The sequence below is a fragment of the Saccharomonospora azurea NA-128 genome, assembly GCF_000231055.2.
In the GTDB taxonomy this organism is placed as follows: domain Bacteria; phylum Actinomycetota; class Actinomycetes; order Mycobacteriales; family Pseudonocardiaceae; genus Saccharomonospora; species Saccharomonospora azurea.
This window is the reverse complement of sequence record NZ_CM001466.1, coordinates 4,403,624-4,428,098: the sequence shown is the minus strand read 5'-3', so window position 1 is coordinate 4,428,098 and position 24,475 is coordinate 4,403,624. Positions and strand designations below refer to the sequence as shown.

General features: G+C 70.9%; 23 protein-coding genes and 1 tRNA gene. 7 read left to right on the top strand and 17 right to left on the bottom strand.

What is annotated here, in order from left to right:
- Positions 1-111 precede the first annotated feature (111 nt).
- Positions 112-1,737 (top strand): serine/threonine-protein kinase, encoded by a 1,626-nt coding sequence (locus SACAZDRAFT_RS20565; RefSeq protein WP_005444875.1) that lies wholly within the window; start codon positions 112-114, stop codon positions 1,735-1,737.
- Between the two features lie 20 nt (positions 1,738-1,757).
- Here SACAZDRAFT_RS20565 and SACAZDRAFT_RS20560 read toward each other — a convergent pair whose 3' ends face one another.
- Both SACAZDRAFT_RS20560 and SACAZDRAFT_RS20555 read right to left on the bottom strand, forming a co-directional pair.
- Complete coding sequence (locus SACAZDRAFT_RS20560; RefSeq protein ID WP_005444873.1) at positions 1,758-2,978, bottom strand: NRAMP family divalent metal transporter; 1,221 nt, start codon at positions 2,976-2,978, stop codon at positions 1,758-1,760.
- Between the two features lie 66 nt (positions 2,979-3,044).
- Positions 3,045-4,145: a CapA family protein gene (locus SACAZDRAFT_RS20555; RefSeq protein ID WP_005444871.1), complete on the bottom strand. Its 1,101-nt coding sequence runs from the start codon at positions 4,143-4,145 to the stop codon at positions 3,045-3,047.
- A 158-nt stretch (positions 4,146-4,303) separates the two neighbouring features.
- Here SACAZDRAFT_RS20555 and SACAZDRAFT_RS20550 point away from each other — a divergent pair, with 158 nt between their 5' ends.
- Both SACAZDRAFT_RS20550 and SACAZDRAFT_RS20545 read left to right on the top strand, forming a co-directional pair.
- Positions 4,304-4,921, top strand: a complete 618-nt coding sequence (locus SACAZDRAFT_RS20550; protein WP_005444864.1) for a DUF2267 domain-containing protein — start codon at positions 4,304-4,306, stop codon at positions 4,919-4,921.
- 120 nt (positions 4,922-5,041) lie between these two features.
- Positions 5,042-6,025, top strand: a complete 984-nt coding sequence (locus SACAZDRAFT_RS20545; protein ID WP_005444861.1) for a phosphatase PAP2 family protein — start codon at positions 5,042-5,044, stop codon at positions 6,023-6,025.
- Between the two features lie 86 nt (positions 6,026-6,111).
- Here SACAZDRAFT_RS20545 and SACAZDRAFT_RS20540 read toward each other — a convergent pair whose 3' ends face one another.
- A complete protein-coding gene (locus tag SACAZDRAFT_RS20540) occupies positions 6,112-6,864 on the bottom strand; it encodes an SDR family oxidoreductase (protein WP_005444859.1) in 753 nt (250 codons plus the stop codon).
- A 100-nt stretch (positions 6,865-6,964) separates the two neighbouring features.
- Here SACAZDRAFT_RS20540 and SACAZDRAFT_RS20535 point away from each other — a divergent pair, with 100 nt between their 5' ends.
- Together SACAZDRAFT_RS20535 and SACAZDRAFT_RS20530 are read left to right on the top strand one after the other, a co-directional pair.
- Positions 6,965-7,804, top strand: coding sequence for a helix-turn-helix transcriptional regulator (locus SACAZDRAFT_RS20535; protein WP_005444852.1), 840 nt, complete (start codon positions 6,965-6,967; stop codon positions 7,802-7,804).
- A 446-nt stretch (positions 7,805-8,250) separates the two neighbouring features.
- A complete protein-coding gene (locus SACAZDRAFT_RS20530; protein WP_005444848.1) occupies positions 8,251-8,784 on the top strand; it encodes a class IV adenylate cyclase in 534 nt (177 codons plus the stop codon).
- 83 nt (positions 8,785-8,867) lie between these two features.
- On the opposite strand, the gene SACAZDRAFT_RS20525 is transcribed toward SACAZDRAFT_RS20530, so the two are convergent.
- A tRNA-Asn gene (locus SACAZDRAFT_RS20525) sits at positions 8,868-8,940 on the bottom strand.
- 154 nt (positions 8,941-9,094) lie between these two features.
- On the opposite strand from SACAZDRAFT_RS20525, the gene SACAZDRAFT_RS20520 reads away from it, so the two are divergent.
- A complete protein-coding gene (locus tag SACAZDRAFT_RS20520; protein ID WP_005444847.1) occupies positions 9,095-9,346 on the top strand; it encodes a hypothetical protein in 252 nt (83 codons plus the stop codon).
- 9 nt (positions 9,347-9,355) lie between these two features.
- On the opposite strand, the gene SACAZDRAFT_RS20515 is transcribed toward SACAZDRAFT_RS20520, so the two are convergent.
- From SACAZDRAFT_RS20515 to dnaG, 4 genes are all read right to left on the bottom strand, one after another.
- Positions 9,356-10,123 carry a trans-aconitate 2-methyltransferase gene (locus tag SACAZDRAFT_RS20515; RefSeq protein ID WP_005444845.1) on the bottom strand — a complete coding sequence of 256 codons (768 nt, stop codon included), beginning with the start codon at positions 10,121-10,123 and terminating at the stop codon, positions 9,356-9,358.
- Between the two features lie 135 nt (positions 10,124-10,258).
- Positions 10,259-10,495: a hypothetical protein gene (locus SACAZDRAFT_RS20510; RefSeq protein WP_005444841.1), complete on the bottom strand. Its 237-nt coding sequence runs from the start codon at positions 10,493-10,495 to the stop codon at positions 10,259-10,261.
- 90 nt (positions 10,496-10,585) lie between these two features.
- The gene (locus SACAZDRAFT_RS20505) at positions 10,586-11,122 is read right to left on the bottom strand and encodes a hypothetical protein (RefSeq protein ID WP_005444838.1); all 537 of its coding nucleotides are present in this window, start codon (positions 11,120-11,122) and stop codon (positions 10,586-10,588) included.
- Positions 11,123-11,126: 4 nt separating this feature from the next.
- Positions 11,127-13,028: a DNA primase gene (gene dnaG, locus SACAZDRAFT_RS20500; protein WP_232286308.1), complete on the bottom strand. Its 1,902-nt coding sequence runs from the start codon at positions 13,026-13,028 to the stop codon at positions 11,127-11,129.
- Between the two features lie 58 nt (positions 13,029-13,086).
- Between dnaG and SACAZDRAFT_RS20495 the strand changes: the two genes are divergently transcribed.
- On the top strand, positions 13,087-14,028 hold the full coding sequence (locus SACAZDRAFT_RS20495; RefSeq protein WP_005444834.1) for a sigma-70 family RNA polymerase sigma factor: 942 nt from the start codon (positions 13,087-13,089) through the stop codon (positions 14,026-14,028).
- Here SACAZDRAFT_RS20495 and SACAZDRAFT_RS20490 read toward each other — a convergent pair.
- The 9 genes from SACAZDRAFT_RS20490 to SACAZDRAFT_RS20450 form a co-directional block, all read right to left on the bottom strand.
- Complete coding sequence (locus SACAZDRAFT_RS20490; protein ID WP_005444833.1) at positions 14,009-14,620, bottom strand: carboxymuconolactone decarboxylase family protein; 612 nt, start codon at positions 14,618-14,620, stop codon at positions 14,009-14,011. The two genes, SACAZDRAFT_RS20495 and SACAZDRAFT_RS20490, sit on opposite strands and share 20 nt — an antisense overlap.
- A gap of 34 nt (positions 14,621-14,654) precedes the next feature.
- Positions 14,655-16,496 (bottom strand): hypothetical protein, encoded by a 1,842-nt coding sequence (locus SACAZDRAFT_RS20485; RefSeq protein ID WP_005444831.1) that lies wholly within the window; start codon positions 16,494-16,496, stop codon positions 14,655-14,657.
- Positions 16,493-17,620: a serpin family protein gene (locus SACAZDRAFT_RS20480; RefSeq protein ID WP_005444824.1), complete on the bottom strand. Its 1,128-nt coding sequence runs from the start codon at positions 17,618-17,620 to the stop codon at positions 16,493-16,495. Before SACAZDRAFT_RS20480 ends, SACAZDRAFT_RS20485 begins: the two co-directional genes overlap by 4 nt.
- Positions 17,621-17,642: 22 nt before the next feature.
- Entirely contained in the window at positions 17,643-18,914 is a 1,272-nt protein-coding gene (locus SACAZDRAFT_RS20475) for a deoxyguanosinetriphosphate triphosphohydrolase (protein ID WP_005444823.1), read from the bottom strand.
- 92 nt (positions 18,915-19,006) lie between these two features.
- Positions 19,007-20,134: a homoserine O-acetyltransferase MetX gene (gene metX / locus SACAZDRAFT_RS20470; RefSeq protein WP_005444822.1), complete on the bottom strand. Its 1,128-nt coding sequence runs from the start codon at positions 20,132-20,134 to the stop codon at positions 19,007-19,009.
- Complete coding sequence (locus SACAZDRAFT_RS20465) at positions 20,131-21,429, bottom strand: bifunctional o-acetylhomoserine/o-acetylserine sulfhydrylase (protein WP_005444821.1); 1,299 nt, start codon at positions 21,427-21,429, stop codon at positions 20,131-20,133. The genes metX and SACAZDRAFT_RS20465 overlap by 4 nt, the downstream gene beginning before the upstream one ends.
- Before the next feature lie 114 nt (positions 21,430-21,543).
- Complete coding sequence (locus SACAZDRAFT_RS20460; RefSeq protein WP_198283950.1) at positions 21,544-22,158, bottom strand: YdcF family protein; 615 nt, start codon at positions 22,156-22,158, stop codon at positions 21,544-21,546.
- Between the two features lie 15 nt (positions 22,159-22,173).
- On the bottom strand, positions 22,174-23,562 hold the full coding sequence (locus tag SACAZDRAFT_RS20455) for a glycine--tRNA ligase (protein WP_005444819.1): 1,389 nt from the start codon (positions 23,560-23,562) through the stop codon (positions 22,174-22,176).
- 91 nt (positions 23,563-23,653) lie between these two features.
- Entirely contained in the window at positions 23,654-24,331 is a 678-nt protein-coding gene (locus SACAZDRAFT_RS20450; protein ID WP_005444817.1) for a class F sortase, read from the bottom strand.
- Between the last annotated feature and the right edge of the window lie 144 nt (positions 24,332-24,475).

Genomic DNA, 24,475 nt, shown 5'->3' with positions numbered 1-24,475 from the left:
AACGGTTCGTCCCACTCGTCCCCTGCTGGTCGGAATGCTGGTCGCCGGGGTCACGGCACTCGTCGGGACAGCCACGGACCGCGGTCACCACCCGATCTCTACCCTGATCGCGTGACAGAAGTGGGTGAGTTGCTCGCGGGTCGTTACCGGGTGCAACGGCGGGTCGGCAGCGGCGCGATGGGGACCGTGTGGCAGGCCGTGGACGAGCGGCTCGGACGGCAGGTGGCGGTGAAGGAGTTGCTGCTGCAGCCCGGCCTCGACGCGGCCGCGGCGGCACAGGCCCGGGAGCGCGCCCACCGCGAGGGGCGCATCGCCGCTCGTCTCCAGCACCCCCACGCGGTGACGGTGCACGACGTCGTCGAGCATCACGGGTTGCCCGTGCTGGTGATGGAGTACTTTCCGGCGCGCAGCCTGGCGGACGTACTCGCCATGGACGGCCCGCTGACGCCGCAGGCGGCCGCCGCCATCGGCACACAGGTGGCCGCCGCGTTGGCCGCCGCGCACGACGCGGGCATCGTGCATCGCGACATCAAACCCGCGAACGTGCTGCTCGGCGGTGACGGCACGGCGAAGCTCGCCGACTTCGGCATCGCCCACGCCGGCGGAGACGTGACGGTGACCCAGACCGGTGTCGTCGCGGGCACACCCGCCTACCTGGCGCCCGAAGTGGCGCGCGGTCGGCCCGCCAGCCCCGCCTCCGACGTGTTCTCGCTGGGATCGCTGCTGTTCGCCGCCGTCGAGGGTGTGCCGCCGTTCGGGGACAGTGAGGAGAACACCCTCGGCGTGCTCTACCGCGTCGCGGCCGGCGAACCCGCGCGCGCCCACCGGGCGGGACCGCTGACGCCGGTGCTCGACCGCCTCCTCGTCGACGACCCCACGGGACGTCCTTCGGCAGCGGCGGCACGCGACCTCCTCCGCGCCGTGGCCGACGGCAGAACGCCCGCGCTTCCTCCGGCGCCGGAGGAGTTGACCCAGCCCCTGCGCGCTGTCGGCCCCGCGCCGCAGGGCGGTGGCACCCGGCTCGACCTGAACCCGTTCCACGGCACTCCGGGCACTGCGCCCTCGCCCACCGCGGTCGCTCCCCCGCCCCCGCGGCGTTCGCGCCGCACGGCTCTGCTCGCGGTCGGCGGCGGTGTCGCGGCGGTCGCCACCGTGGTCACGATCGCGGTCGCGTCGAACGGTTCCGGCTCCACGGCCACGCCGACGCCCGTCGTCCCCACCACGTCGGCCCCGCAGCCGCCGTCGTCCGCCGAGATGCTCCGCGTGGTCGGCGACCACTACGGCCACCTGCCCCACGATCCGCACGCCGCGTTCGCCCTGCTCGGCCCCGGCCTGCAGGCTCAGGGCGAGCAGGGTTTCGCCGAGACGTGGTCGCGGGTCCGCTCACTCACCGTGGTGTCACCGCCGCGGCTCAACGGCGCCGACACCGTGCACGTCGGCCTCCGGCTGACGATGCGGTCGGGAGCCACGGTCACCGAGTACCACCAGCTGGGCGTGGGGCGGGACGGCGACGCCGTCGTCATCCACGACGACACCCTCCTGCACTCCGAGACCGCCGCGCCGCCGCCACCACCACCGGACGACCGCCGGGGCGACGGCGACGACGACAAGCGGGAGAAGGACCGAGAGAAGCACGAGGAGAAGGAACGGAAGAAGGAAGCCAAGGAGCGCGAGAAGGAACGCAAGAAAGAAGAGAAGGAACGGAAGAAGAAGGAGAAGGAGCGCGACGACGACTGACGCGGCAGCGCCCGCGACACTCAGCTCCAGAGCGTTCCGAGCTCGCTCAGCGAGTTCCAGCCCAGATACACGGTGAGCAACCACGCCGCGACGCCGATGACGATCAGCCACCGCGGGTAGCGGTAGCCGCCGAGGAGGTCGCGGCGCCGGGCCGCCACCCACATCAGCACTCCGAAGCCCACGGGCAGGATGAGCCCGTTCACCGCGCCCGCCAGGACGAGCAGCGTCGTCGGCGCCTGGTCGATCAGCAGGAACGCCGTCGTCGACACGGCGATGAAGCCGATCACCAGCCAGTTCCGGCGCCGTTCGAGCACGGGCGAGAACGACACGAGGAACGACACGGACGTGTACGAGGCGCCGATCACCGAGGTCACCGAGGCGCCCCACAGGATCATGCCGAACACGCGCAGCCCCACCTCGCCGGCGGCGTGGTGGAACGCCTCCGCGGCCGGGTTCGCTCCGGCGAGGCTCGCGCCTCCCGCGACGACGCCGAGCACCGCGAGGAAGAGCACGGCCCGCATCAGCCCGGTCACCAGCAACGCGGTGATGGAGCTGCGGCTGACCTGCGCGACCTGCTCCGGGCCGTGCACCCCGGCGTCCACGAGCCGGTGCGCGCCCGCGTAGGTGATGTAGCCGCCGACGGTTCCGCCGATCAACGTGGTGATCACGAGGAAGTCGATGCGGTCGGGCACCACGGCCTGCCGCATCGCCTCCCCGACCGGAGGTCCGGACACGACGGCGACATAGGTGGTGAGGGCGATCATCACGACGCCGAGCCCGACCACGAGCCGGTCCATCGCCACACCGGCGCGCTTGCTGAGGAAGATGCCGATGGCGACGAGCGCGGAGAGCGCGCCGCCGAGCTTGACCTCCAGGCCGAACAACGCGTCGAGGCCGAGCGCGGTGCCCGACACGTTGCCGATGTTGAAGACGAGCCCGCCGAACACCACGAGCGCGGCCATGAGGTAGCCGACGCCGGGCAGCACGCGGTTGCCGAGCTCCTGCGCACGCAGGCCGGAGACGCCGACGACCCGCCAGACGTTCAGCTGCACGGCGATGTCGACGAGGATCGACACCAGGATGGCGAACGCGAACGCCGCGCCGAGCTGCACGGTGAACGTCGTGGTCTGGGTGATGAACCCGGGACCGATGGCGCTGGTGGCCATCAGGAAAACGGCTCCGAGCAACGTGCCCTTCGAGACCGGCGACGGGGCCTTCTTCGAGCCGAGCTTGTCGGTCATCGCGGAAACTCCGATCCTCGTGGTTCGGCACAAGGTACAGAGTTGTTCAACAATCCCGCAAGACTCTTATCCAATGCTGTTGTGCCACGTCAGCCACAACACGCCGTCGCCGCTCTCGACCTTCGTGCCGAACGGCGCGCTGCACCGGCTGAGCACGGAACGCAGCCAGTCCTGATCGCGGGAGCCCGCCCGTTGCAGGCGCAGCCTCCGCGCCTGCAACGGCACCATGCGCATCCCGAGCAGCGCGCCGGTCCGCGGATCGAGCGAGGGAAAGTACAGCAGCCGCAGGTCACCGCGGTAACGCTCGAAGCCGCTGATGCCCTCGTAGTCGTTGACGAGATCCCCGCACCCGTACAGCACGAGCCGACCCCGATACACCTCGATCGGCCTCGGATGGTGGGAGGAATGTCCGTGCACGACGTCGGCGCCCGCGTCCACCAGCCGGTGCGCGAGTGCGACCTGCCGGGAGCCGACGCCGTAACCCCAGTTGGAGCCCCAGTGCAGCGAGACCACCACCAGGTTCCCGGCCCGTTTGGCGGCGGTGACCTGCTCCTTCAGGTCGTGCACGGCGAGGTCCAGCAGCCGCACTCCCGCGCTGTGGGGCCCGGCCGCCCACTCGACGGGCACCCCGCTGGAAGTCGCGGCCGCGGCCAGCACCACGACCCGACCCACACCCGAGGGCACGACGGCGGGTCGCGCGGCCTCGGCAGCGTCGTGGCCCGCGCCGACGGTCCCCAGCCCCGCGCGCGTCAACACGGCGAGTGTCTCCACCAGACCCTGGCGACCGAAGTCGAGCACGTGGTTGTTGGCCAGCACGCACACGTCGGGCTTCGCGGCGAGCACCGCGGGCACGTTCTCCGGCCTCATGCGGTAGTGCACCGACTTGCCGGCCGCGAACGCCCGCGCCCGGGTCACGCTCGTCTCCAGGTTGATGATCCGCGCCGTCGGCGCCTCGTGCTCGATCGCCTGGAGTGCGCTTCCCCACGGCCACGAGAACGGCACCGGCTGTGGCAGTCGGCCGTTGCGTTGCTCGGCGGCGTGCACGTAGTAGCGCGCGTCGCGCACGACCGACTCCCGCAGCCGGTGATCACCGGGGTAGGGCAGCACCTGGTCGATTCCCCGCCCCGGCATCACGTCACCGGCAAGGAAGAGCGTGACCGCTGCCATCGTCATCGTCCCGGGAAGGGGGTTTCGACTCCCATCATGGGCACCGCGAACCGGCCGGGGAAAGTGGCGCGCCCGGACGATGAGCCGTTCGACTCTGTGGTCCCGACCCGAGGTCGCTCGACACTGGCAGCCGTGGACGCCACCGCCGGGAGGACCCCATGACGCACACCAGCGACCCACTCGCCCGTTCGCAGAACACGGCCCACGAGTGGCTCGCCGCGCTGGGCGAGGCGCTCGGCACACGCGACCGCCGCTACACCTACCGCGTGTTGCGCGCGTGGCTGCACACGTTGCGCGACCGCCTCACCGTGGAGGGCTCGGCCCATTTCGCGGCCCAGCTGCCCGAGGTGCTGCGCGGCACGTTCTACGACGGCTGGGTGCCGAGCAAGGTCCCCCTCCGCTTCAGCTGCGACGACTGCATCGACCGCATCGCGGCGGAGGCCACCATCCGGCGCAGCGACGTGCGCCCGGCCGTCCGGGGTATCTCCGAGGGCATGCGCGAGCTGCTGTCACCCGGCTCGCTCGAACACGCCCTGGAACACCTGCCACGGGAGGTGCGCGACCTGTTCGCGCCCGAGGTGGCGCAACAGGTGTCGAGCGCCGGTTCCCGAGGCGACGAGGAGCTGCGCGAGCTGCGCCGCAAGGTCGAGTTCCTCGTCGGCGCCGTGATGGACCTGAGCCGCGAGCTGTCCGACCGGGAACGCGCCGGCGTTCCGCGTGATCCCGAAGCCCTCACACCCGACGACGTGATGCTTCCCCAGCAGGGTCTTTCCTGACCGCACGGCCGATTCGCACGGACCCGAGAACCGGTCGACGGCAGAGTCCGGGTCGCTCCGGGACGGGCTTAACTTGATCACTACACTGCGTGGACGCTCGCTGAACCAGGAGTTTCCACCATGCCTGTCCCGGTCTCCCAGGCCGTTTCCGTCGCACGCTCGCTCGCCCCCGCCGACTCCGGCGGACTCGCCGCGCCGGAGGACGCGCTGGCGGTGGACGGCGTCCCCGACTTCTCCGCCGAGTGGTACCGGGCGGTGCTCGACGCCGCCAACACCGCACCCGGTTGGCTTCAGGACTTCGCGGTGTTCTTCACCGAAGCCGGGATCGTGGTGCTGGGGCTGCTGCTGATCTTCGGGTGGTGGCGAGCCCGGACCGGCTCCGCGCGCGCCATGGCCGCGGCGGTGTCCGCCCCGATGGCGACCGTCGTCGCCTACGGCACCAGCGAGGTGGCGAAGCTCTTCATCCAGGAGGACCGGCCGTGTCGGGCGGTGCCGGGTGCGCGCCCGCTGACGGAGTGTCCGGAGCTGGGTGACTGGTCGTTCCCGAGCAACCACTCCACCATCGCGGGGGCCGCCGCGATGGGCGTGTTCCTGTGCCGGCGGGGGCGCGTCGGCCTGGCCGCGTTGCTGCTGGGAGCGTCGGTGGCGTTCTCCCGCGTCGTCGTCGGTGCGCACTACCCGCACGACGTCGTGGTCGGGTTCGCGCTCGGCGTCGCGGTGGTCGCCGCGGCCCTGGCCGTCACGCCCCGGTGGACCGTGCCGCTCGTCGAGCGCTACCGCCCGCACCGCCTCGGCGTCCTGCTCCTCGGTCCGGGCGAGCCCGCGCCCGCCCCGACCGTTCGGGCCGAGCCCAACACGCCGACCGTTCCCGAGGACGATCGGTTCGTCCCCGACGAGACGCCCTGCCCCGAGGACCTCGACGACGTCGAAGCCACTCGGGTGGTCGCGAGCGTTCCCGCCGAGGCCGACCCGTCGGGAGCACCGCCGACCCAGCCGATTCCCCACGTCCCCCACTGGCCGTCCGAGAGCGCGCACCGCGTGCGCCAACACCACCCGATCCCGCCACGCCGCCCCGCTCCACCGCGCGCGCCCCATCGCCGCTGAGACGGGATCGTCCGCAGGACGCGCAACGGCTCACGTCGTCCGACCCTGCCCGGAACGACGGTGCTCCTCACCCCCGAGCTTCCCGGTCAGCGCTGTGCGGCCGGGCGGACGATGATCTCGTTGACGTCGACGTCGCCCGGTTGGGAGACCGCGAACCCGACGGCGCGGGCGATGGCGTCGGCCGGGATGGCGGCCTTGCGGTAGTCGACCATGGCGTCGGCCGCCTGCGGGTCGGTGATGTGCTCTGCCAGTTCGGACTCGGTCACGCCCGGACAGATGGTCGTGACGCGAATGCTCGGGTCCGATTCCACCCGCAGTCCCTCGGTGAGGGCCCACACCGCGTATTTGGTCGCCGAGTAGATCGCCGAGGTCGGGACCACCTCGTGCGCACCGATCGAGGCCATCGTGACGACGTGTCCCGACCCCTGCGCCCGGAAGTGCGGCAGCACCGCCGCGATCCCGTTGTAGACGCCGCGGACGTTGACGTCGATCATCCGGTCCCATTGCTCGACGAGCAGGGCGTCGAGCCGCGACAGCAGCATGACGCCCGCATTGCCGACGAGGACGTCGAGTCTCCCCCGCGTGGCCACGACGTCGTCGACGAGAGCCTGGAACGCGCCCCGATCCACCACGTCCAAAGCCCGGGCTTCCGCGCTGTGCCCGGCGCTGGTGATCTCCTCGACGATTGCGGCGAGCCGGTCCGTGCGCCGCGCCGTCAGCACGACGTGGTGCCCGTCGGCCGCCAGGTGGCGAGCCGTCGCCTCGCCGATGCCACTGGAGGCGCCCGTCACCAGGACGACCCTTGCCGTGCCGGTGTTGATGGTGTCGTTGTTGGTCATGACACCACCCTCGGCGGCACCGCGCCGCCGAGGAAGGCAACTCTGTGCCTGGGTGCGACACACCCAGGAAGCGGACCACATCGCGACCTAACCTGGCGGTATGCGTGAGAACCTCCTCGGCGACTACCTGAGGGCCCGTCGTGCGCGGATCAGCCCGGACGCCGCCGGCATCGCGACCCACGGCATCCGCCGCGTGCCGGGCCTGCGCCGGGAGGAGGTGGCGACGATGGCCGGCATGAGCGTCGACTACTACGTGCGGCTGGAACAGGGACGCGAACGCCACCCCTCGGCCCAGATCCTCGCGGCTCTCGCCGACGTCCTGCAGCTCGACGACGACGCGCGCCTTCACCTCTTCCGCGTCGCGGGTCTGACACCGGGAGTCCCGCACACTACGGCCCCCGAACGGGTCGACCCCGAGTTGTTGCGGCTGATGGACATGTGGCCCGACAACCCGGCGGTCGTCCTGGGCCGGGCGTACGACGTACTGGCCGCGAACCGGCTGGCGCACGCGCTGTTCGACGGGTTCGCCCACGGCCCGAACCTGCTGGCGCACATCTTCCTCGACCCGGCCGCGCGCACCTTCTATCCCGATTGGGACCGCGTCGCCGCCTACGCGGTGGCAGGGTTTCGAATTCTGCACGGCCGGTCGCCGTACGACCCCCGCATCGCCGAGATACTGGGCTCACTCACGGCGCGCAGCGAGGAGTTCGCCGCCCTCTGGCAACGCCACGACGCCCGCGGTAAGAGCCTGGAACGCAAGCGTTTCCGCCATCCCGAGGTCGGGGAGCTCACGCTGCACATGAACGCGTTCGACGTGAAGTCCGCCCCCAGCCAGGAGCTGATCGTCTACCACGCCGAACCCGGCTCCGTCAGCGCCGAAGCCCTCACGCTGCTCGGCACCCTCGCGGCCACCCGCGACACGGAGTCCGTCGAGCGGTGAGGACAGCTCGGTGGCCCGGAACGACGGAACGACGACCCGATCCCGACCCACCCCGCGTAGTTCACCAACTCGGGATTCGATCCGTGATGCAGGCTCACCAGCACTGCTGTGGTGTCCCCAACCATCGGGTGCAGACGCGTCTGTTGGGGTGCGAGGTGACGTTCCTGTCGCAGCGCCGCGAGGGTCGCATCGCGATTGCCGTGCAGGAGGTGGGCGCGAGCATCTCGCTCACCCAGGTCAGTCAACCTCTTCGAAAGCGCCGCCCGCGCAGCCACTGACCGCCTCCCCTGGAGCAGCCCGGTGGGTGGGAGCGTCCTCTCCTGCCTCGTCACGACCTCGCACCGACCGGGTGTCCACTCCGCGTGCGCGATCCACTCCCAGATCCGGTATCGCTGTACTGTTTTCGAACGTCGGAGTCGGAGAACGCGCCCGAGAAGAGGAGTCACGTGCCGATCGAGTACGAGGCGAAGGCCTTGGGCGTTGACCGAAAGAAGGTCACGGATCTGCTGAACAGCCTTGCCACGGTGGTGCCGCCGCGGACGCTCCAGCGTCGGTACGTGTACGACATCGTGCCCGGTGACGCGTCGACGTGGATGCGGCTCCGCCAGACGCACGCCGGCGCGACGCTGTCGATCAAGCGGATCGACCACGACGGCATCGACGGCACCCACGAGTGGGAAGTGACCGTCGGCGACTTCGACACCACCGACGTGATGCTCCGGATGCTCGGGTACACGCCGAAGGCGTACCAGGAGAACTACCGCACCACCTGGGAGATCGCCGGTGTGCGGTACGAGCTGGACGAGTGGCCGAAGATCCCGCCCTACCTGGAGATCGAAGGCGAGGACGTCGCCTCGGTCCGTGAGGCCGCGGAGTGGTTGGAGATCGACCCGGACACGCTGACCGGGATGAACACGACCAAGGTGTATGCCCACTACGGACTCGACCTCGCGGACTTCCCGCAACTGCGATTCGACTAGGGCGTGTCCAGCCACCAGAGCCGCCCGGATCGAGGAATCACCCGAAACGAAAAAAGCCCAGGCCTGACGGCCTGGGCTTTCGGCTCCCCCGGTTGGACTCGAACCAACAACCCTTCGGTTAACAGCCGAATGCTCTGCCAATTGAGCTACGGGGGACTGCCTCGCCTGACCGGATCGCTCCGGCCTGACGCGAGATACTCTAGCGCACCCGCTTTCGGCCCCGGACACCACCCCCGTCGTCGACTGCGCGGCAGGTCGGGCGGCCCTGGGCGACAATGGTGAGAACCTGATCCGCCTCTGGAGGTCCGCGATGAAGATGTTCCTGGTGGGCGCCGCCGCGGGTTACGTTCTCGGCGCTCGCGCGGGACGCGCCCGGTACGAGCAGATCGTGCGCACCTACCGCAAGCTGGCCGATCACCCGGCGGTGCAGGGCGCGGCCGGGGTGGCGCGCGCGAAGCTGGGTGAGAAGGTCGGCGAGCGGCTGCCGTTCACCCACAGGAGGCACAGCGTGCCGCACGGTCCCGACGGACACGTCGCCTCGGAATCCCGTAGCGGCCGCTGAGTCGTCCGCTCACGCCGGAGTGCGCGCCACCACGAAGATCCGCCGGAACGGGAACCACGTGGTGCCGTCCGGTCGCGGCGGGTAGGCGTCGTCGAGCAACGGTGCCAGGTCGCGGCGGAACGCGTCGAACTCGTCGGCGTCGAGGGCGGCGGCGATCGGACGCAACGCCGTCCCCGTGACCCACTCCAGCACCGCGTCGTCACCCGTGAGGCGCTGGACGTAGGTCGTCTCCCACGCGTCCACCGCGCAACCGAGGTCGGCGACGAGATCCGCGTAGTCGAGCGGCTGGTGCACGGCGTCCGTGTCCCGCAACCGCACCGACCGCAGGCGCTCGGCCCAACGCTCGCTCGCCGCGACCTCGCGCACCGCCCGATGCGACGGCGCGTCCATGTTCCCGGGCACCTGCATCGCCAGCCACGCGCCGGGCGGCAGCTCCGTAACCCAGCGACGGAGCACCTGCTCGTGGCCCGGCACCCACTGAAGTACGGCGTTGCTCACGACCACGTCCGTGTCGGGCTGCGGGGTCCACTCGGTGACGTCGCGGAGCTCGGCGTTCACGCCGTTCTCGCGCGCGGCCGCGACCATGTCCGGGGAGTTGTCGAACGCCTCCACCGTCGCCTCGGGCCACCGCCGCATGAGCTCTGTGGTGAGCGTTCCCGGGCCGCAGCCCGCATCCACCACCCGGCGGGGACGCGCGGCGCCGATCCGAGCGACGAGCTCGCGAAACGGCCGGGCGCGCAGCTCGCCGTAGTTCAGATACGCCTGCGGATCCCACACGAGCACGGACCTCCTGACGACGACGGCAGTGATCGAGTCGACCGTACTACCGCCGCGTCAGTGCCGGGACTGTGGCGAGCCCCCACGCCACGACACCCGTCACCACGCCGACCAGGAAGCCGGTGACCACGCTGCTCACGCACGCGAACCCGCGCAGCACGACCTCCTCCCAACGCGGCGGGCGAGCACCACGACCAGCCACACCAGCGGCGGCGCGAACACCAGCACCAGGTTGAGTCCCGGATCGACGAGTCCGAGGTCGTGGGCGATCACCCGAGGCACGGCCAACAGCGCGAGTGCGGCGACCCCGAGTGGCGACAGCCCGAGCCGCCGCAGCAGCGTCGGACCTCGATCGGCGAGCTTCTCGTTCATGCCCCCGACGCTAGGAGCGCGGGGCGCGGGTGTCGTCGGCCTGCGAGCGCGTGTCGAGGTCGCCCGTCGACGTCCTGCGCACGCGCGCGACTACGTCGCAGGGCGATCTCCGCTCGGGCTAACGAGTTTCGCCGCCGCCTCGCGGGCGATGTCGCGCACGACGTCGGGCTCGGTGCCGGGATCGGGCCGCACCTGAAGCACCACGCCGTCGGTGCCGGGCAGCTTGCGCACCACGAACCACGCACCGCCGCCGGGCAGCTCCTTGCGGTAGCGCGAGCGGATCGAGCTCTCCACGCGCTGCCGCACCAGATACGGGATGCGGCCGGGCTTCGACAGCACGTGGCGGACCGGCGGCAGGTCCCGCAACACCACCGCCTCACCGGCGCGCTCGGCGACCTCGGCTTCGGTGACGACCAGCGCGTCGCCGCTCCACACCGCCTTGCTGATCAGGTCCCAGCCGATGCGGCGCGGCCCGTCGCCGCCGGGCACCCACAGGCCGAGCGCACTGACCGCGACGTGTCCCCCCGTCCCGCTGTCCGCCGCGGCGAGCACGTGCTCGTCGGCCGCCAGCCGCTCGCGCACCTCGTCCGGCACCGCCGGACCGAAGATCCTGCGCCACACACTCACGCGATCAGTCCCATCCGCCCATCGCCTGCTCCCGCAACGCCTTGCGGTACTGCTCCAGTGCCACGAGGTCCCCGAAGAGCGCGCGGTACTCCTCGGCCGCGTCCACCGGAGACAGCCGCTGCAACCGCGACTTGAGCTCGCCGATCTGCCTGCCGACGAGGTTCTCCTGCACGGCGGCGAGCACGCTCGACACGTAGCGCACGTCGGTGTCGCCCGTCGACTTCAGCGGTTCCACCGCCAGCTCCGACAGCAACGACGCGACGGTGGGGTCCTCGGCGTGCGAGGCGGCGGCCTCGATGAGTGCGGGGCCGGTGAGTCCGCTGGTGGTGCCGCCCGCCTTGAGGATCGCGCGGTGCACGCCCACGTACGCGGGGTGGACGAACGCGTCCTCCGGCAGCGCGTCGTACTCGGGACCGGCCAGCGCGGGTTCCTGCAGGGCCGCCTTCAACGACTCCCGCTGCGCCCGCAGATCCGGGTTCCGGGGGTCGGGGCGCTCCAGCTGGGTGGGACGCCGCCCACCGGACGACTCGCCACTGCGCGCCGGAGCACGCCGGACGCCGTTCGCCTTCACCGGCGCGCCCGCGCTCTCGCGCACGCGCCGCACGACCATGGCCTCGTCCTGCCAGCCGACCCACCAGGCCAGCTTGGTGGCGTAGCCGTCGCGCTTGGCGCGGTCCTTGATCTGCGCCACCAGCGGCACCGTGCGTTGCAGGGCCGCCACCTGGCCGTCCACCGAGTCGAGGTCGTAGTCGGAGAGCAGACTGCGGATCGCGAACTCGAACAGCGGGATGCGGCGTGCCACCAGGTCACGCACGGCGGCGTCGCCCTTCGCCAGCCGCAGCTCGCAGGGGTCCATGCCGTCGGGGGCCACGGCGATGTAAGTCTGGCCGGCGAACGTCTGGTCGCCCTCGAAGGCCTTGAGCGCGGCCTTCTGCCCCGCCGCATCGCCGTCGAAGGTGAAGATCACCTCACCGCGGAAGGTGTCGTCGTCCATCATGATCTGGCGCAGCACCCGCATGTGCTCCTCGCCGAACGCGGTGCCCGACGACGCCACCGCCGTGGGCACGCCGGCCTCGTGCATGGCCATCACGTCGGTGTAACCCTCGACGACGACCACCTGGTGGCGGCGGGAGATCTCGCGCTTGGCCTGGTCGAGCCCGAAGAGCACCTGCGACTTCTTGTAGATGGGGCTCTCGCTGGTGTTCAGGTACTTCGCCTGGATCGGGTCGTCGTCGAACAACCGGCGCGCACCGAACCCGACGACGTCGCCGCCGCGGTCCTTGATCGGCCAGACGAGCCTGCGGTGGAAGCGGTCGATCGGGCCGCGACGGCCCTCCTTCGACAGCTGCGCCTTGTAGAGCTCGGAGAGTTCGAACCCGCTGCGGATCAGGTGCTTGGTCAACCGGTCCCAGCCGGCGGGGGCGAACCCGCAGCCGAACGTCGTCCACGCGGCCTGGTCGAATCCGCGCTCGGTGAGGAACGTCCGCGCGGCCTCCGCCTCCGGCGTCATGAGCTGCTCGGCGTAGAAGGCCTGGGCGGCCTTGTGCGCCTCCACCAGGCGGAGCCGGGAGCCGCGGTCGCGGCGGACCGACGCGCCACCGCCCTCGTAGGTGAGGTGCAGCCCGATGCGGTCGGCGAGCCGCTCGACGGACTCGACGAATCCGAGGTGCTCGATCTGCATGACGAACTTGATGACGTCGCCGCCCTCGCCGCAGCCGAAGCAGTGGAACGTGCCATGGGTGGGCCGCACGTTGAACGACGGGGTCTTCTCCTCGTGGAAGGGACACAGTCCCTTGAGGGCACCGCCGCCCGCCCTGCGCAGGGCCACATATTCGCCGACGACCTCGTCGATCCGATTGCGGTCACGCACCTGCGCGATGTCGCTTTCCCGGATCCGTCCCGCCACTGCCCCACTGTAGAACACCGGCCGTGACGGGAATTCTCGCCTGGCTCATACTGCGGCGATGGAGTCCGATCACGTCACCGGAGCACCTGGCGCCGACGTCCGGGAGTTCTCCGCGCTGCGGGGCACGCTGCTTTCGGTGGGCTACCGGCTGACGGGCTCGCTGGCCGACGCCGAAGACGCCGTGCAGGAGACGTGGCTGCGCTGGGCCGGCCTGCCGGACGCCGAGCGCGAGAGCATCCGTGATCTGCGCGCGTGGTGCACCACGGTGGTCGCCCGCGTGTGTCTCGACCGCCTGCGCTCGGCGGCCGCGCGGCGCGAACGCTACGTCGGCGAGTGGCTGCCGGAGCCGATCGTGACGCCGCTCGGTGCCTCGCGTCCCGACGACCCGCTCGACACGGTGGTGCGCGACGACGCCGTGCGGATGGCGGCCATGGTGGTGCTCGATTCGTTGTCGCCGCAGCAGCGCGTGGCGTTCGTGCTGCACGACGCGTTCGACGTGCCGTTCGACGAGATCGCCGACGTCCTCGGCTGCTCCCCGGCGGCGGCGCGGCAGCACGCCTCGCGCGGCCGCCGGGCCGTCGCCCAGGCCGAACCGCCGCCGCGCGAACCGCTGGAGCAGCAGCAGCGAATCGTCGAGCGGTTGCTCGCCGCGATCGCCGCCGGAGACGTGCGGGCCGTCGCCGAGGTCCTGCACCCCGACGTGCGCCTGGTCGGCGACTCCGACGGCCGGGGCCGCACCGCCCGCCGCGTCGTCACCGGGGTCGACAAGGTCGCCCGCTTCCTCCTCGGCGTGGTCGCCACCTACCGGCCGGGGACGCTCACGGCCGGTAGGTCGGTGCTGGTCAACGGCGATCTCGGTTTCCACATCCCGGCCGAACCCGGCGACGGCCACTACCGCGACCTCGACGAGCACGTGCAGACCCTCGCCGTCCGGGACGGCCGGATCGTGGCCATCTACGACGTCGTCAATCCCGACAAACTCACGCGGGTTCCGCGGTGACGTCGGTGTCAGCAGTGTCGACGTCCGAGGGCACAGGGACGCGGCACGCGTCGCCGGAGGTGAACCCCTGGTCGGTGAGCCCGAGAGCGCTGTTGACCCGCCCTCGGGCGTTCTCCAACCCGACGAGGTAGGTCAGCTCGACCACGCCGGCGCGGCCGAACTCGCGTTCCAGCTCCAACACCTGCTCGTCGGTGACACTCACCGGCGTCTCGGTCATCGCGTCGGCGTAGGCGATCGCGAGTCGTTCCTGCCGCGTGAACAGCGACGAGTCGGCGTAGTCGTCGATGTGCCGCAGCCGGTCGATGTCGAGCCCCGCGTGCTTCTGCAGCATCGTGCCGAAGTCGATGCACCACGAGCAGTTCAGGCGCACCGCCGCCCGGTAGACGGCCAGCTCGGCGACGCTCGACGGCAGCACCCTCGTGGCCCGTTCGACGAGCGACTCGTGCACGCCCCACGCCACGAGCAGCCGGGGCTGGTGCGCGAACACCGTGGCCGGTTCGGGCACCGCTCCGTAACGGCGTCGCGTGACGCGGTACAGCAGACGCGACAGCGGGGACGCCTGCTTGGTGGGAACGCCGGGGATACGCGGCATGATCCGCCTCCTCGTGTGGTGATCGAAGAATCCGTCACCGTGTGGACGAGACAGCCTCCGCGGATGTGACAGCAGGGGCGGTCAGGCTCCGCACGTCCCACACCCAGACGTCGCGCTGGACCTCGCCCGGACGTCCCAGCAGTGCTTCGAGCGTCTCCCGCAGCGGCACTTGGTGCTCCGAGTCGCCGATGGGCAGCACGACGACGTCGGCGCGCCAGTGCCGCAGGTCGTCGAGCGCGTGCTGCCGGTCGTCGTCCGTGATCTCGGGGACCTGTCCCGTCTCGTGCACCTGCTGCAGCAGGTAGGTCGTCGGCCGGTACTCCGGCCCGTACCGACCGTCGCCCTCGCCGTCGGGGCCGACGAAGTAGCCGCCCGCGAGCGGGAACTCCATGCCCGACTTCACCTGCCAGTGCAGGGCGTCGGCGTCGCTCGGGTTCGGCAGCGGCACCACCACGACGGAGCCGTCGTCGACGTAGCGGCGCCACTCGCCCGCGGTGAAGAACGCGGGCGTCGTCCCGCGTTCGCCGACCACCAGTTCGGTGGGCGCGATCGGCAGCAGCGCGAAGGTGAGGACGCTGAACCACACGATGGCGGCGGCCTGGCGCCAGTCCTGCCGCACCGGCAGGCGCAGCACCTTCTCGGTGGCTCTCGCCAGCAGCACCCCGACGAGCGGCACGCAGCCGAGGGCGAACCGCGACTCCAGCACGGAGTCGAACAGCGGGACGTCGAACAGCAGCATCCACGGCCCGGGAACGGACGTGCCCTCCCCGTTCACGATCAGCAGGGCCCCCATCGACAGCCACGCCATCGCCAGCATCGTGACCGCGAGCGCGCGCGAGACGACGTCGCGCCACAGCACCACCGTGAGCACGAGCATCAGCGTCACGAGCGGCCAGCCGAAGAACGCGTTCTCCTCGGTGCGGTTCATCGACAGCCCCGCGGCGCTGTCCTCGTTGCCCGCCACGGATTCGGTGGCGAACGCGGTGAACGCGGCGACGTCGTTGCCGCGCAAACCGTGCTCGATGCCCGGATAGCTCTGCGGACCGAAGAACTGCCACCACAGCGGCACCGCCACGAGCGCCACCGACACCCCGGCCCCCACGGCGACGCCCTTGCCGAGCGGACGCGCCATCGACAGCGCCTGCTCGGGCCGCATCACCGCGTAGGCGAGGCCGAACACGCCCAGCGTGGTGGCCGCGATGAGCAGCGCCTCCTCACCGAGGAGGATCTGGTAGCTCACCAGCAGGCCGAGGATCACGCCGTTGCGGACGACCCGCTCGCCCCGGGCCAGTTTGAGCAGCCACAGCACGATGAACGGCAGCACGAACAGCGCGACGAAGTTCGGGTGCGCGTTGCCGTGGGAGATGATCGGGGGCGCGAAGCCGGTGAACGCGGCACCGATCGCCGCGCCCGTCCGTGTGCCGACGAGGTGCCGCGACAGCACCCAGTACCAGGCGGCGGCCGTGCCGGCGAGTCCTCCGGTGAGCGCGATCGCCCACGTCACCGTCGGTCCGAACACCACCGTCACGGGCGTCAGGGGGACACCTACGCCGAACATGACCGTGTTGGCCATGAGGTTCACGCCGTCGGGGAAGTTCTGCAGCGTCGAGTGGAACGGGTTCTCGAAGTTCAGCACCGAGTGGGCGGTGACCGCGAAGAACCACTCCCACATGTTCTGGTCCTGCGCGCTGTTCTGCAGGTACCCACCCGACAGATTCATCCACAGTGGACGGTAGATGAGGAAGGCGGCGAGCCCGAAGAACGCCACGACGGCCGCGTCGGCCACCCGTGGCCACGGGACACGCCTGTCCGACCTGTCCGACCTGTCCGCTGCGGGCGGCTCCACGCCGGTGGGAACCAGCGTCGCCGCACTCACGGCTCGACGACCCGAGCCAGGAAGTAGATGGCGCCGCTGGCCCGGTGCCGCACGAGCAGGAGGAAGGGCCGGTCCACGGTCACGGTGACCGGATCGGTCGCGGGAGCCGACACGAGCCGCATCATCGCGGCGGTCGCGGCCGCGCCCTCCAGACCGGCCTCGTCGATCCGCAACACCGACTGGTGCAGCATGTCCGACACGACCAGCCGCGGGTCGTCGGTGAGCTCACCGAAGTCGGCGCCCGCCTGGAACATCCTGCGCACGCCCAGCGAGCTCAACGCGTCCTTCAGCGCGCACCGCACGTCCACCTCGACCCGAGGCAGCCGCAGGCGCACCATCGTCTCGCGCTGCGCGTCGAGCAACGCCGTCACCGTGGCGGCGTCGAGTTCCGGCTCGGCCTCCTCCAGCGGACGGTCGGGCAGCAGGATCGACGCGGCGACTCCGCCGACCGCGGGCAGCTCCACGAGCTGCCAGCCGTTCGCGGCGGCGTGTCCGAGGCGTTCGACCTGCCGCATCATCGGGACCCGCACCGCACCGGAGGGCGCGTGGAAGTCGTCCTCGGCCGTGTCCGACTCCTTGAACGCGAACGTCCAGGCCGCCTTCAGGTACAGGGCGTTGACGAGCCCGGCGACCGTGTCGTCACCGATCGTGCCAGCGGGCAGCAGCTCGGGGATGAGGTCGCGCGTCGTGCGGGCGACGTCGTCGTTGATCTCGATTCGCGCGCCCTCCGGGTCCTTCACGAACGGCGCCTGCCGCACCGCCCCCGACGGCCAGTCGCGCAGGGCATCGGTGAACCCGGACCTGATCGCGAGATTCTCCCACACCCACAGCGTGTTGGACACGGCCAGCGACGGCGTGTCCTGCCCGCTGCGCGCGTCGTCGAGGACGGCGGCCTTGTTCAGCCACTCGACGACCTCGTCGATGCGGTCGGCGCGGTCGGTCGAGCCCGCGAGCAGACCCGCCGGCTCCGCGGCGGTGTCTCCCCGCGCGGCCCGCGTGACCAGCGACAGCGCACTGGCCACCGAGTACGGCGAGAAGCACACGTTGCCGCCGTGCGCGGCCAGCGTTCGGTGCAGGGCGAGCGTGAAATCGAGGTGGGTCGTCGCGACGTCCGAGACGGGCATTCCCCGACGGTACCGCGATCGGTCAACCATGCCGCCCCAGATGCCACGAATGCCAGGCCTTCGCCTGCGCGTCGGTGAGGGAGGCGACCTGATCCACGACGACCCGGAGGCGCCCGGCGTCGTCCGGGGCCGCGTCCCACGCCGGGCGCAGGTTCACGTCGAGCACCTCCGGCGCGCGCAGCGGCAACACCTCCACGAGCTCGGTGAGCAGCTGCCGCTGCCCCTCCTGCAGGGCCAACCGTCGACGATCGCTCATGACGTAGCGCAGCGCGAGTGCCTTCAGCAACGCCACCTCGGCCGCCACCTGGTCGGGCACGGCGAGATCCGCGTCGTACCGGGACAGCGGCTCCTCCCCGTGACCGACGCGGGTGCCGGTCACGGCCGCCGAGACGAACCGGCCCACGAGGTCGCTGGTCATGCGTTTGAGGGCCGCCTGCGCCGCCGGGGACCCGTCGTAGGGTGAGCGCACCAGGTCGGCCACCGCCGGCAGTTCGAGCAGGTCCTCCGCCGCGGCCTCCACCGCCGACACGCCGAACGAGCAGAAGTGCGCCGCCGCGAGCCCCGCCACGGCCCCGCGCTCGTCCGGATCCGCCAGCACCGACAGCGAGATCCTCCCGGCGAGCACGCCGTCCTCGACGTCGTGCACCGAGTACGCCACGTCGTCGGCCCAGTCCATGATCTGCGCCTCCAGGCACGCCCTCACCCCGGGCGTGCCCTCGCGGATCCAGCGGAACGCGTCGAGGTCGTCGGCGTACACCCCGAACTTGCGCTCGCCGTCGCGGCGCGGCCACGGGTACTTCATCGCCGCGTCGAGGCACGCGCGCGTGAGGTTCAACCCGTACGGCTCACCATCGTCACCGAGCACCTTGGGTTCGAGCCGGGTGAGGATGCGCAGTGTCTGCGCGTTGCCCTCGAACCCGCCGCACGCGCGTGCCGCCTCGTCGAGCGCGGTCTCGCCGTTGTGGCCGAACGGCGGGTGCCCGATGTCGTGCGCCAACCCCGCGGTGTCGCACAGGTCGGGGTCGGCGCCGAGCGCGGCGGCGATACCACGACTGATCTGCGCGACCTCCAGCGAATGCGTCAGCCGGGTGCGCGGCACCCCGCTCACCTCGGCGCCCTCACCGGGGCCGACGACCTGCGTCTTCCCGGCCAACCTGCGCAACGCCGCCGAGTGCAGGACCCGGGCCCGGTCGCGTGCGTACGGCGTGCGCTCGTCCCCGCGCGCCCCCGGCAACACGGACGACTTCGGCCGCTCGGCGAACCGGCGCTGCGCATCGTGCGTGGTGTAGCCCATGCCGCAGAAGCTTACGGCGACATGGCGCGGTTCCTCGCCGAGCGGCTCCGACGCTGACGAGGGGGCACACCACGAGTGCGCCCCCTCGGAGGTCAGTCGGCCAGCAGTTCCTTGACCAACGCGGCCACCTGCTCGGTCTCGATGAGGAACGAGTCGTGGCCGTACGGAGAGGCGATCTCGGCGTACCGCGCCTCGGGGATGTGATCGGCCAGTTCCCGCACCTGCTCCGGCGGGTACAGCCGGTCGGAGTCCACGCCGACCGCGATGGTCCGCGCCGTCACGCGCTGCAGCGCCTCCCGGACTCCACCGCGGCCACGGCCCACGTCGTGCCCGTTCATCGAGCGGGTGAGCAGCACGTAGCTCGCCGCGTCGAACCGGCGCACGAGCTTGTTCGCGTGGTGATCCAGGTACGACTCCACCGCGAACCGGGGATCGTCCTCGCCCTGCGGCCGACGCCCGAACCGTTCGTTCAGCTCCTCCGCACTGCGATACGTGGCGTGGGCGATGCGCCGCGCCACGCCCAACCCCACGTGCGGACCCTTGCCGGGTCCGGCAGCGTGATAGTCGCCCCCCTGCCAGTTCGCGTCCCCCAGGATCGCGTGGATCTGCGGCGACGCCCACGCGATCTGGTCGGCCGACGACGCGGCCGGGCTCGCCAGCACCATCAGTGCCCGCACCCGCTCGGGCTCCATGATCGCCCACTCCAGCGCGCGCATGCCCCCCATCGACCCTCCGAGCACGGCCGCCCAGCGTTCGATGCCGAGGTGGTCGGCCAGCGCGACCTCGACCGCCACCTGGTCGCGCACGGTGATCTCCGGGAAACGACTGCCCCAGTACTGTCCGTCGGGCGCCAGGGACGCCGGCCCCGTCGTGCCCTGGCATCCACCGAGCACATTGGACACCACCACGAACAACTGGTCCGTGTCCAGCGCCTTGCCCGGCCCGATCAGGCCGTCCCACCAGCCCGGGCTCGGGTGCCCCGGCCCGCTCTCACCCGCCGCGTGACTGTCGCCGGTCAACGCGTGCTCGACCAGCACCGCGTTCGACCTCGACGCATTCAACGTCCCCCAGGTCTCGAAGGCGACCTCGACGCCGGGCAACTCGGCACCCGATTCCAAGCGCACCACACCGGGGTGGAACCACTGGCGCCGCCCAGGCGGATCTCCCGCCTGCCACGCACCGGTGGCAGGCGGGAGATCGGTACTGTCCGGCAGACTCACTGAGCGGCCTTCGCCGCCTGGAAACCGGCTTCGAGGTCGGCCTTGAGGTCCTCCAGGCCCTCCAGGCCCACCGCGAGACGCACCAGACCCGGCGTCACGCCACCGGCGAGCTGCTCCTCCGGCGTGAGCTGGCTGTGCGTGGTGCTCGCGGGGTGGACGATCAGGCTGCGCACGTCACCGATGTTGACCAGCTGGCTGTGCAGCTCGGTGCCGTCGACGAACGCGCGGCCGGCCTCCACACCGCCCTTCAGGTCGAACGAGAGCACCGCACCCGCTCCTTGCGGCAGGTATTTCTGCGCCGCCTCGTAGTACGGGCTCGACGGCAGGCTCGCGTAGTAGACCTTCTCGACCTCGTCGCGCTGCTCCAGCCACTCGGCCAGCGCCTTGGCGTTGGAGACATGGCGCTCCATCCGCAGCGACAGGGTTTCGATGCCCTGCAGGATCAGGAAGGCGTTCAGCGGGGCGATGGCCGCACCCGTGTCGCGCAGGAGCTGCACCCGAGCCTTCGCCGCGAACGCACCCGGACCGAGGGCCTCCCAGAACTTCAGCCCGTTGTAGCTGGGGTCGGGCTCGTTGAACCCGGGGAACCGCTCGGGGTGCTTGCCGAAGTCGAAGGTGCCGCCGTCCACGAGCACACCCGCGACCGTGGTGCCGTGACCACCGAGGTACTTCGTGGCCGAGTGCACGACGACGTCCGCGCCGTGCTCGATCGGCCGCAGCAGGAACGGCGTCGGGATGGTGTTGTCGACGACCAGCGGCACACCGACCTCGTGCGCCACGTCGGCCACGCCGCGGATGTTCAGGACGTTGCTGCCGGGGTTGGCGAGCGTCTCGGCGAAGAACAGCTTCGTGTTCGGCTTCGCCGCCGAACGCCACTCCTCCAGGTCGTCCTGGTCGGAGAGGAACGTGACCTCGATGCCGAGCTTGGGCAGCGTGTGCCGGAACAGGTTGTACGTGCCGCCGTACAGCGCCGGGCTCACCACGACGTGGTCACCCGCGCCCGCGAGGTTCAGCACCGCCGCCGTGGTGGCCGCCGAACCGGAGGCGAACGCCAGTGCCGCCACGCCGCCTTCGAGAGCCGCGACCCGCTGCTCCAGGACGTCCTGCGTGGGGTTCATGATCCGGGTGTAGATGTTGCCCGGCTCAGCGAGGCTGAACAGGTCAGCGCCGTGCTGGGTGTCCCGGAAGACGTAGGAGGTCGTCTGGTAGATCGGCGTCGCGCGTGCGCCGGTGGCAGGATCGGGCTGCGCTCCCGCGTGGATCTGCTTGGTCTCGAACGACCATCCCTCGGTCACTGGACTCCTCCTTCAAGCTCGGCTGTCCCCAGCGACGCTATCGAGCTCTCCGGCACCACCCAACATCTCTCATTGCATGAGACGACTGCCCTCACGCCTTCGGGTGATGCCGTCCTACAGACCGAGATTAACGTGGTCCGCGGGGTTCTTCGACACTCGGTAGTACAGCAGTGCCGCCGTCTCGCGCAGGATGTAGCGCGCCTGGGTGCTGCGCGTCTGCACGATCGGTCCCGAGTGCGTCGGCGACGTCGCGACCGTCAGGCCGGAGTCCTCCGCCATGATGCCCGCGCGCAGCGAGTGCCACGGGTCGCTCACGATCACGACGTCGCTCCACCCACGGCTCTTGATCACGTCGGCGGCCGCCCGGATCGACCGCAGCGTGTCGTTGCCCTCGCCGACCGACAGCAACGCCCCCGCGGGCACACCCTGGCCTCGCAACCAGTTCGCGCCCGCATCCGCCTCCGTGAAGGTGTCGCCGTCCGCCATGCCACCGGTGGTGACGATCACCCCGGCGACCCCCTGCTCGTAGAGCTGCTGAGCATGCGCCAACCGAGCCTGGAAGATCTCCGACGGCCTGCCGTTGTACTGGGCGGCGCCCAGCACCACGATCGCGTCGGCGGCGGGCCGTTCGTCGGCGCGCGCGACGTGCCACACGCGGAACGCCGTTCCGCCCACGATCAGCAGGCCGACAAGGACGATCCCCACGACCGCCCTCGTCAGCCACCTCATCCCCACGGGCACGAGTCAGCAGCCGATCAGCCGCGCCGCCAGGTACGACTCCAACTTGTCGATCGCGACCCGCTCCTGCTTCATCGAGTCGCGCTCCCGCACCGTGACCGCCTGGTCGTCCAGCGTGTCGAAGTCGACCGTCACGCAGTACGGCGTGCCGATCTCCTCCTGCCTGCGGTAACGCTTGCCGATGGACTGCGCGTCGTCGAAGTCGGTGTTCCAGTGCTTGCGCAACGCCGCGGCGATGTCACGCGCCTTCGGCGTGAGGTCGGCGTTCCGCGACAACGGCAGCACCGCGACCTTGAACGGCGCGAGCCTCGGGTCGAGCTTCAACACCGTGCGCTTGTCGACCCCGCCCTTGGCGTTGGGCACCTCGTCCTCGGTGTAGGCGTCCACGAGGAATGCCATCATCGGACGGCCGACACCCGCTGCCGGCTCGATGACGAACGGCCGGTAGCGCTGCCCGGTGGCCTGGTCGAAGTACGACAGGTCCACGCCCGAGTGGTTCGAGTGCGTGGTGAGGTCGAAGTCGGTGCGGTTGGCGATGCCCTCCAGCTCGCCCCACTCCTGGCCCGACGAGAAACCGAAGCGGTACTCGATGTCGACCGTGCGCTTGGAGTAGTGCGACAGCTTCTCCTTCGGGTGCTCGTAGAGCCGAAGGTTGTCGCGCTCGATGCCGAGTTCGACATACCAGTCCATGCGCGTGTCGATCCAGTACTGGTGCCAGGACTCGTCCTCGCCCGGCTCGACGAAGTACTCCATCTCCATCTGCTCGAACTCGCGGGTGCGGAAGATGAAGTTGCCCGGCGTGATCTCGTTGCGGAACGACTTGCCGATCTGGCCGATGCCGAACGGAGGCTTCTTGCGCGACGTCGTCTGCACGTTGAGGAAGTTGACGAAGATGCCCTGCGCGGTCTCCGGGCGGAGGTAGTGCAGCCCCTCCTCCGACTCGACCGGCCCGAGGTGGGTCTTGAGCATCATGTTGAACTCGCGCGGCTCGGTGTACTGGCCGCGGTTGCCGCAGTTCGGGCACGGCACCTCGGAGAGGTCGTCCTCGGACGTCTCCGTGCCCGTGCGCTCGGCGTACTCCTCGGCGAGCTGATCGGAACGGAACCTCCGGTGGCAGGACAGGCACTCCACCAGCGGGTCGTGGAAGGCGTTCACGTGGCCCGAGGCGACCCACACCTGACGCGGCAGGATCACCGACGAGTCGATGCCCACGACGTCCTCGCGGTTCTGCACCATGGTCTTCCACCACTGGCGCTTGATGTTGTTCTTGAGCTCGACGCCGAGCGGTCCGTAGTCCCACGCCGACCGGGTACCGCCGTAGATCTCCCCCGACGGGAAGACGAAGCCACGGCGCTTGCACAGGTTGACGACGGTCTCAATGGTGTTGGCGGGCACTCCACGCTCCGAAGGCATCCGGATTGGGTTTTCTCTGGAACTCACAGCGTATCCGGCGAGAGGGGCGACGGCTCCGGTGGGGATGCGGGCGTCAGGACCCGCTGACCAGCTCCGCCGTGACGATGTAGTTGTCCGAGTACCCACCCGAACCGCCGAGGTAGTCCCCGCCGCACGTGACGAGCACCAATCGGTGCGGTCCGTCCTGCGCGAAGAGCTCGGGCGCGTAGGCGCCGAGATCGTCCTTGTGCAGCATCGCCGCCGCGTCCACCCGGTATGTCCACGTGCGGCCGTCCGCGTCGCGCACGGTCACCTCGTCCCCGGCCGACAACCGCAGCAACGCCGCGAACGGACCGGTGTCGCCGTGCCAGTTCACGTGTCCGGAGACGAGCGCCGCTCCCCGGTCCTCACCGAAGCCGGCTCCCCAGTACGCGGCGCTCGCGACGCCGTCCGGGATCGGCAGGGTGCCGTCGGCCGCCACGTCCGTGCGCACGAGCGTCGACGTCGCTCCGCCGGGCAGCCGGACGCTGTTCGGCGGTTGCGGGCCGGGATTGGATGAGGTCGGCGGCGGACGCTCCTCGCGCGACTCCGCCTCCGCCACGGCCCCGAGCCGTCGTCCGGAATCCTCGACCGGCTCCACGGCGACCTCCGCGCCGGTGTCCGGCGCGTCCGGTGCGCTGCGCAGCACCGCCAGCCCCGACGTGCACGCGACCACCGCGAGCACCCCGAGCACGGTGGCGGCCCGACGTCGCCACACCGGCGAGCGCGTCACGGCCGGGACCGGGACGACCTGGACCGTCGTGCCAACACCAACGCGGCGCCGCCGAGCACCGCGCCGCCGGCCAGCAGAGCCACGCCCCACACGGTCGCGGGTCGCGGACCGGCCGTCTCCTCGGCGCTCGCGGTGTGCGAGACC

What these genes read in the sequence shown, in the direction of transcription:
- SACAZDRAFT_RS20560 (WP_005444873.1), bottom strand. Translation starts at nt 2,978, where the DNA reads ATGACCGACAAGCTCGGCTCGAAGAAGGCCCCGTCGCCGGTCTCGAAG.
- SACAZDRAFT_RS20555 (WP_005444871.1), bottom strand. Translation starts at nt 4,145, where the DNA reads ATGGCAGCGGTCACGCTCTTCCTTGCCGGTGACGTGATGCCGGGGCGG.
- SACAZDRAFT_RS20550 (WP_005444864.1), top strand. Translation starts at nt 4,304, where the DNA reads ATGACGCACACCAGCGACCCACTCGCCCGTTCGCAGAACACGGCCCAC.
- SACAZDRAFT_RS20545 (WP_005444861.1), top strand. Translation starts at nt 5,042, where the DNA reads ATGCCTGTCCCGGTCTCCCAGGCCGTTTCCGTCGCACGCTCGCTCGCC.
- SACAZDRAFT_RS20540 (WP_005444859.1), bottom strand. Translation starts at nt 6,864, where the DNA reads ATGACCAACAACGACACCATCAACACCGGCACGGCAAGGGTCGTCCTG.
- SACAZDRAFT_RS20535 (WP_005444852.1), top strand. Translation starts at nt 6,965, where the DNA reads ATGCGTGAGAACCTCCTCGGCGACTACCTGAGGGCCCGTCGTGCGCGG.
- SACAZDRAFT_RS20520 (WP_005444847.1), top strand. Translation starts at nt 9,095, where the DNA reads ATGAAGATGTTCCTGGTGGGCGCCGCCGCGGGTTACGTTCTCGGCGCT.
- SACAZDRAFT_RS20510 (WP_005444841.1), bottom strand. Translation starts at nt 10,495, where the DNA reads ATGAACGAGAAGCTCGCCGATCGAGGTCCGACGCTGCTGCGGCGGCTC.
- SACAZDRAFT_RS20495 (WP_005444834.1), top strand. Translation starts at nt 13,087, where the DNA reads ATGGAGTCCGATCACGTCACCGGAGCACCTGGCGCCGACGTCCGGGAG.
- SACAZDRAFT_RS20490 (WP_005444833.1), bottom strand. Translation starts at nt 14,620, where the DNA reads ATGCCGCGTATCCCCGGCGTTCCCACCAAGCAGGCGTCCCCGCTGTCG.
- SACAZDRAFT_RS20480 (WP_005444824.1), bottom strand. Translation starts at nt 17,620, where the DNA reads ATGCCCGTCTCGGACGTCGCGACGACCCACCTCGATTTCACGCTCGCC.
- SACAZDRAFT_RS20475 (WP_005444823.1), bottom strand. Translation starts at nt 18,914, where the DNA reads ATGGGCTACACCACGCACGATGCGCAGCGCCGGTTCGCCGAGCGGCCG.
- SACAZDRAFT_RS20460 (WP_198283950.1), bottom strand. Translation starts at nt 22,158, where the DNA reads ATGAGGTGGCTGACGAGGGCGGTCGTGGGGATCGTCCTTGTCGGCCTG.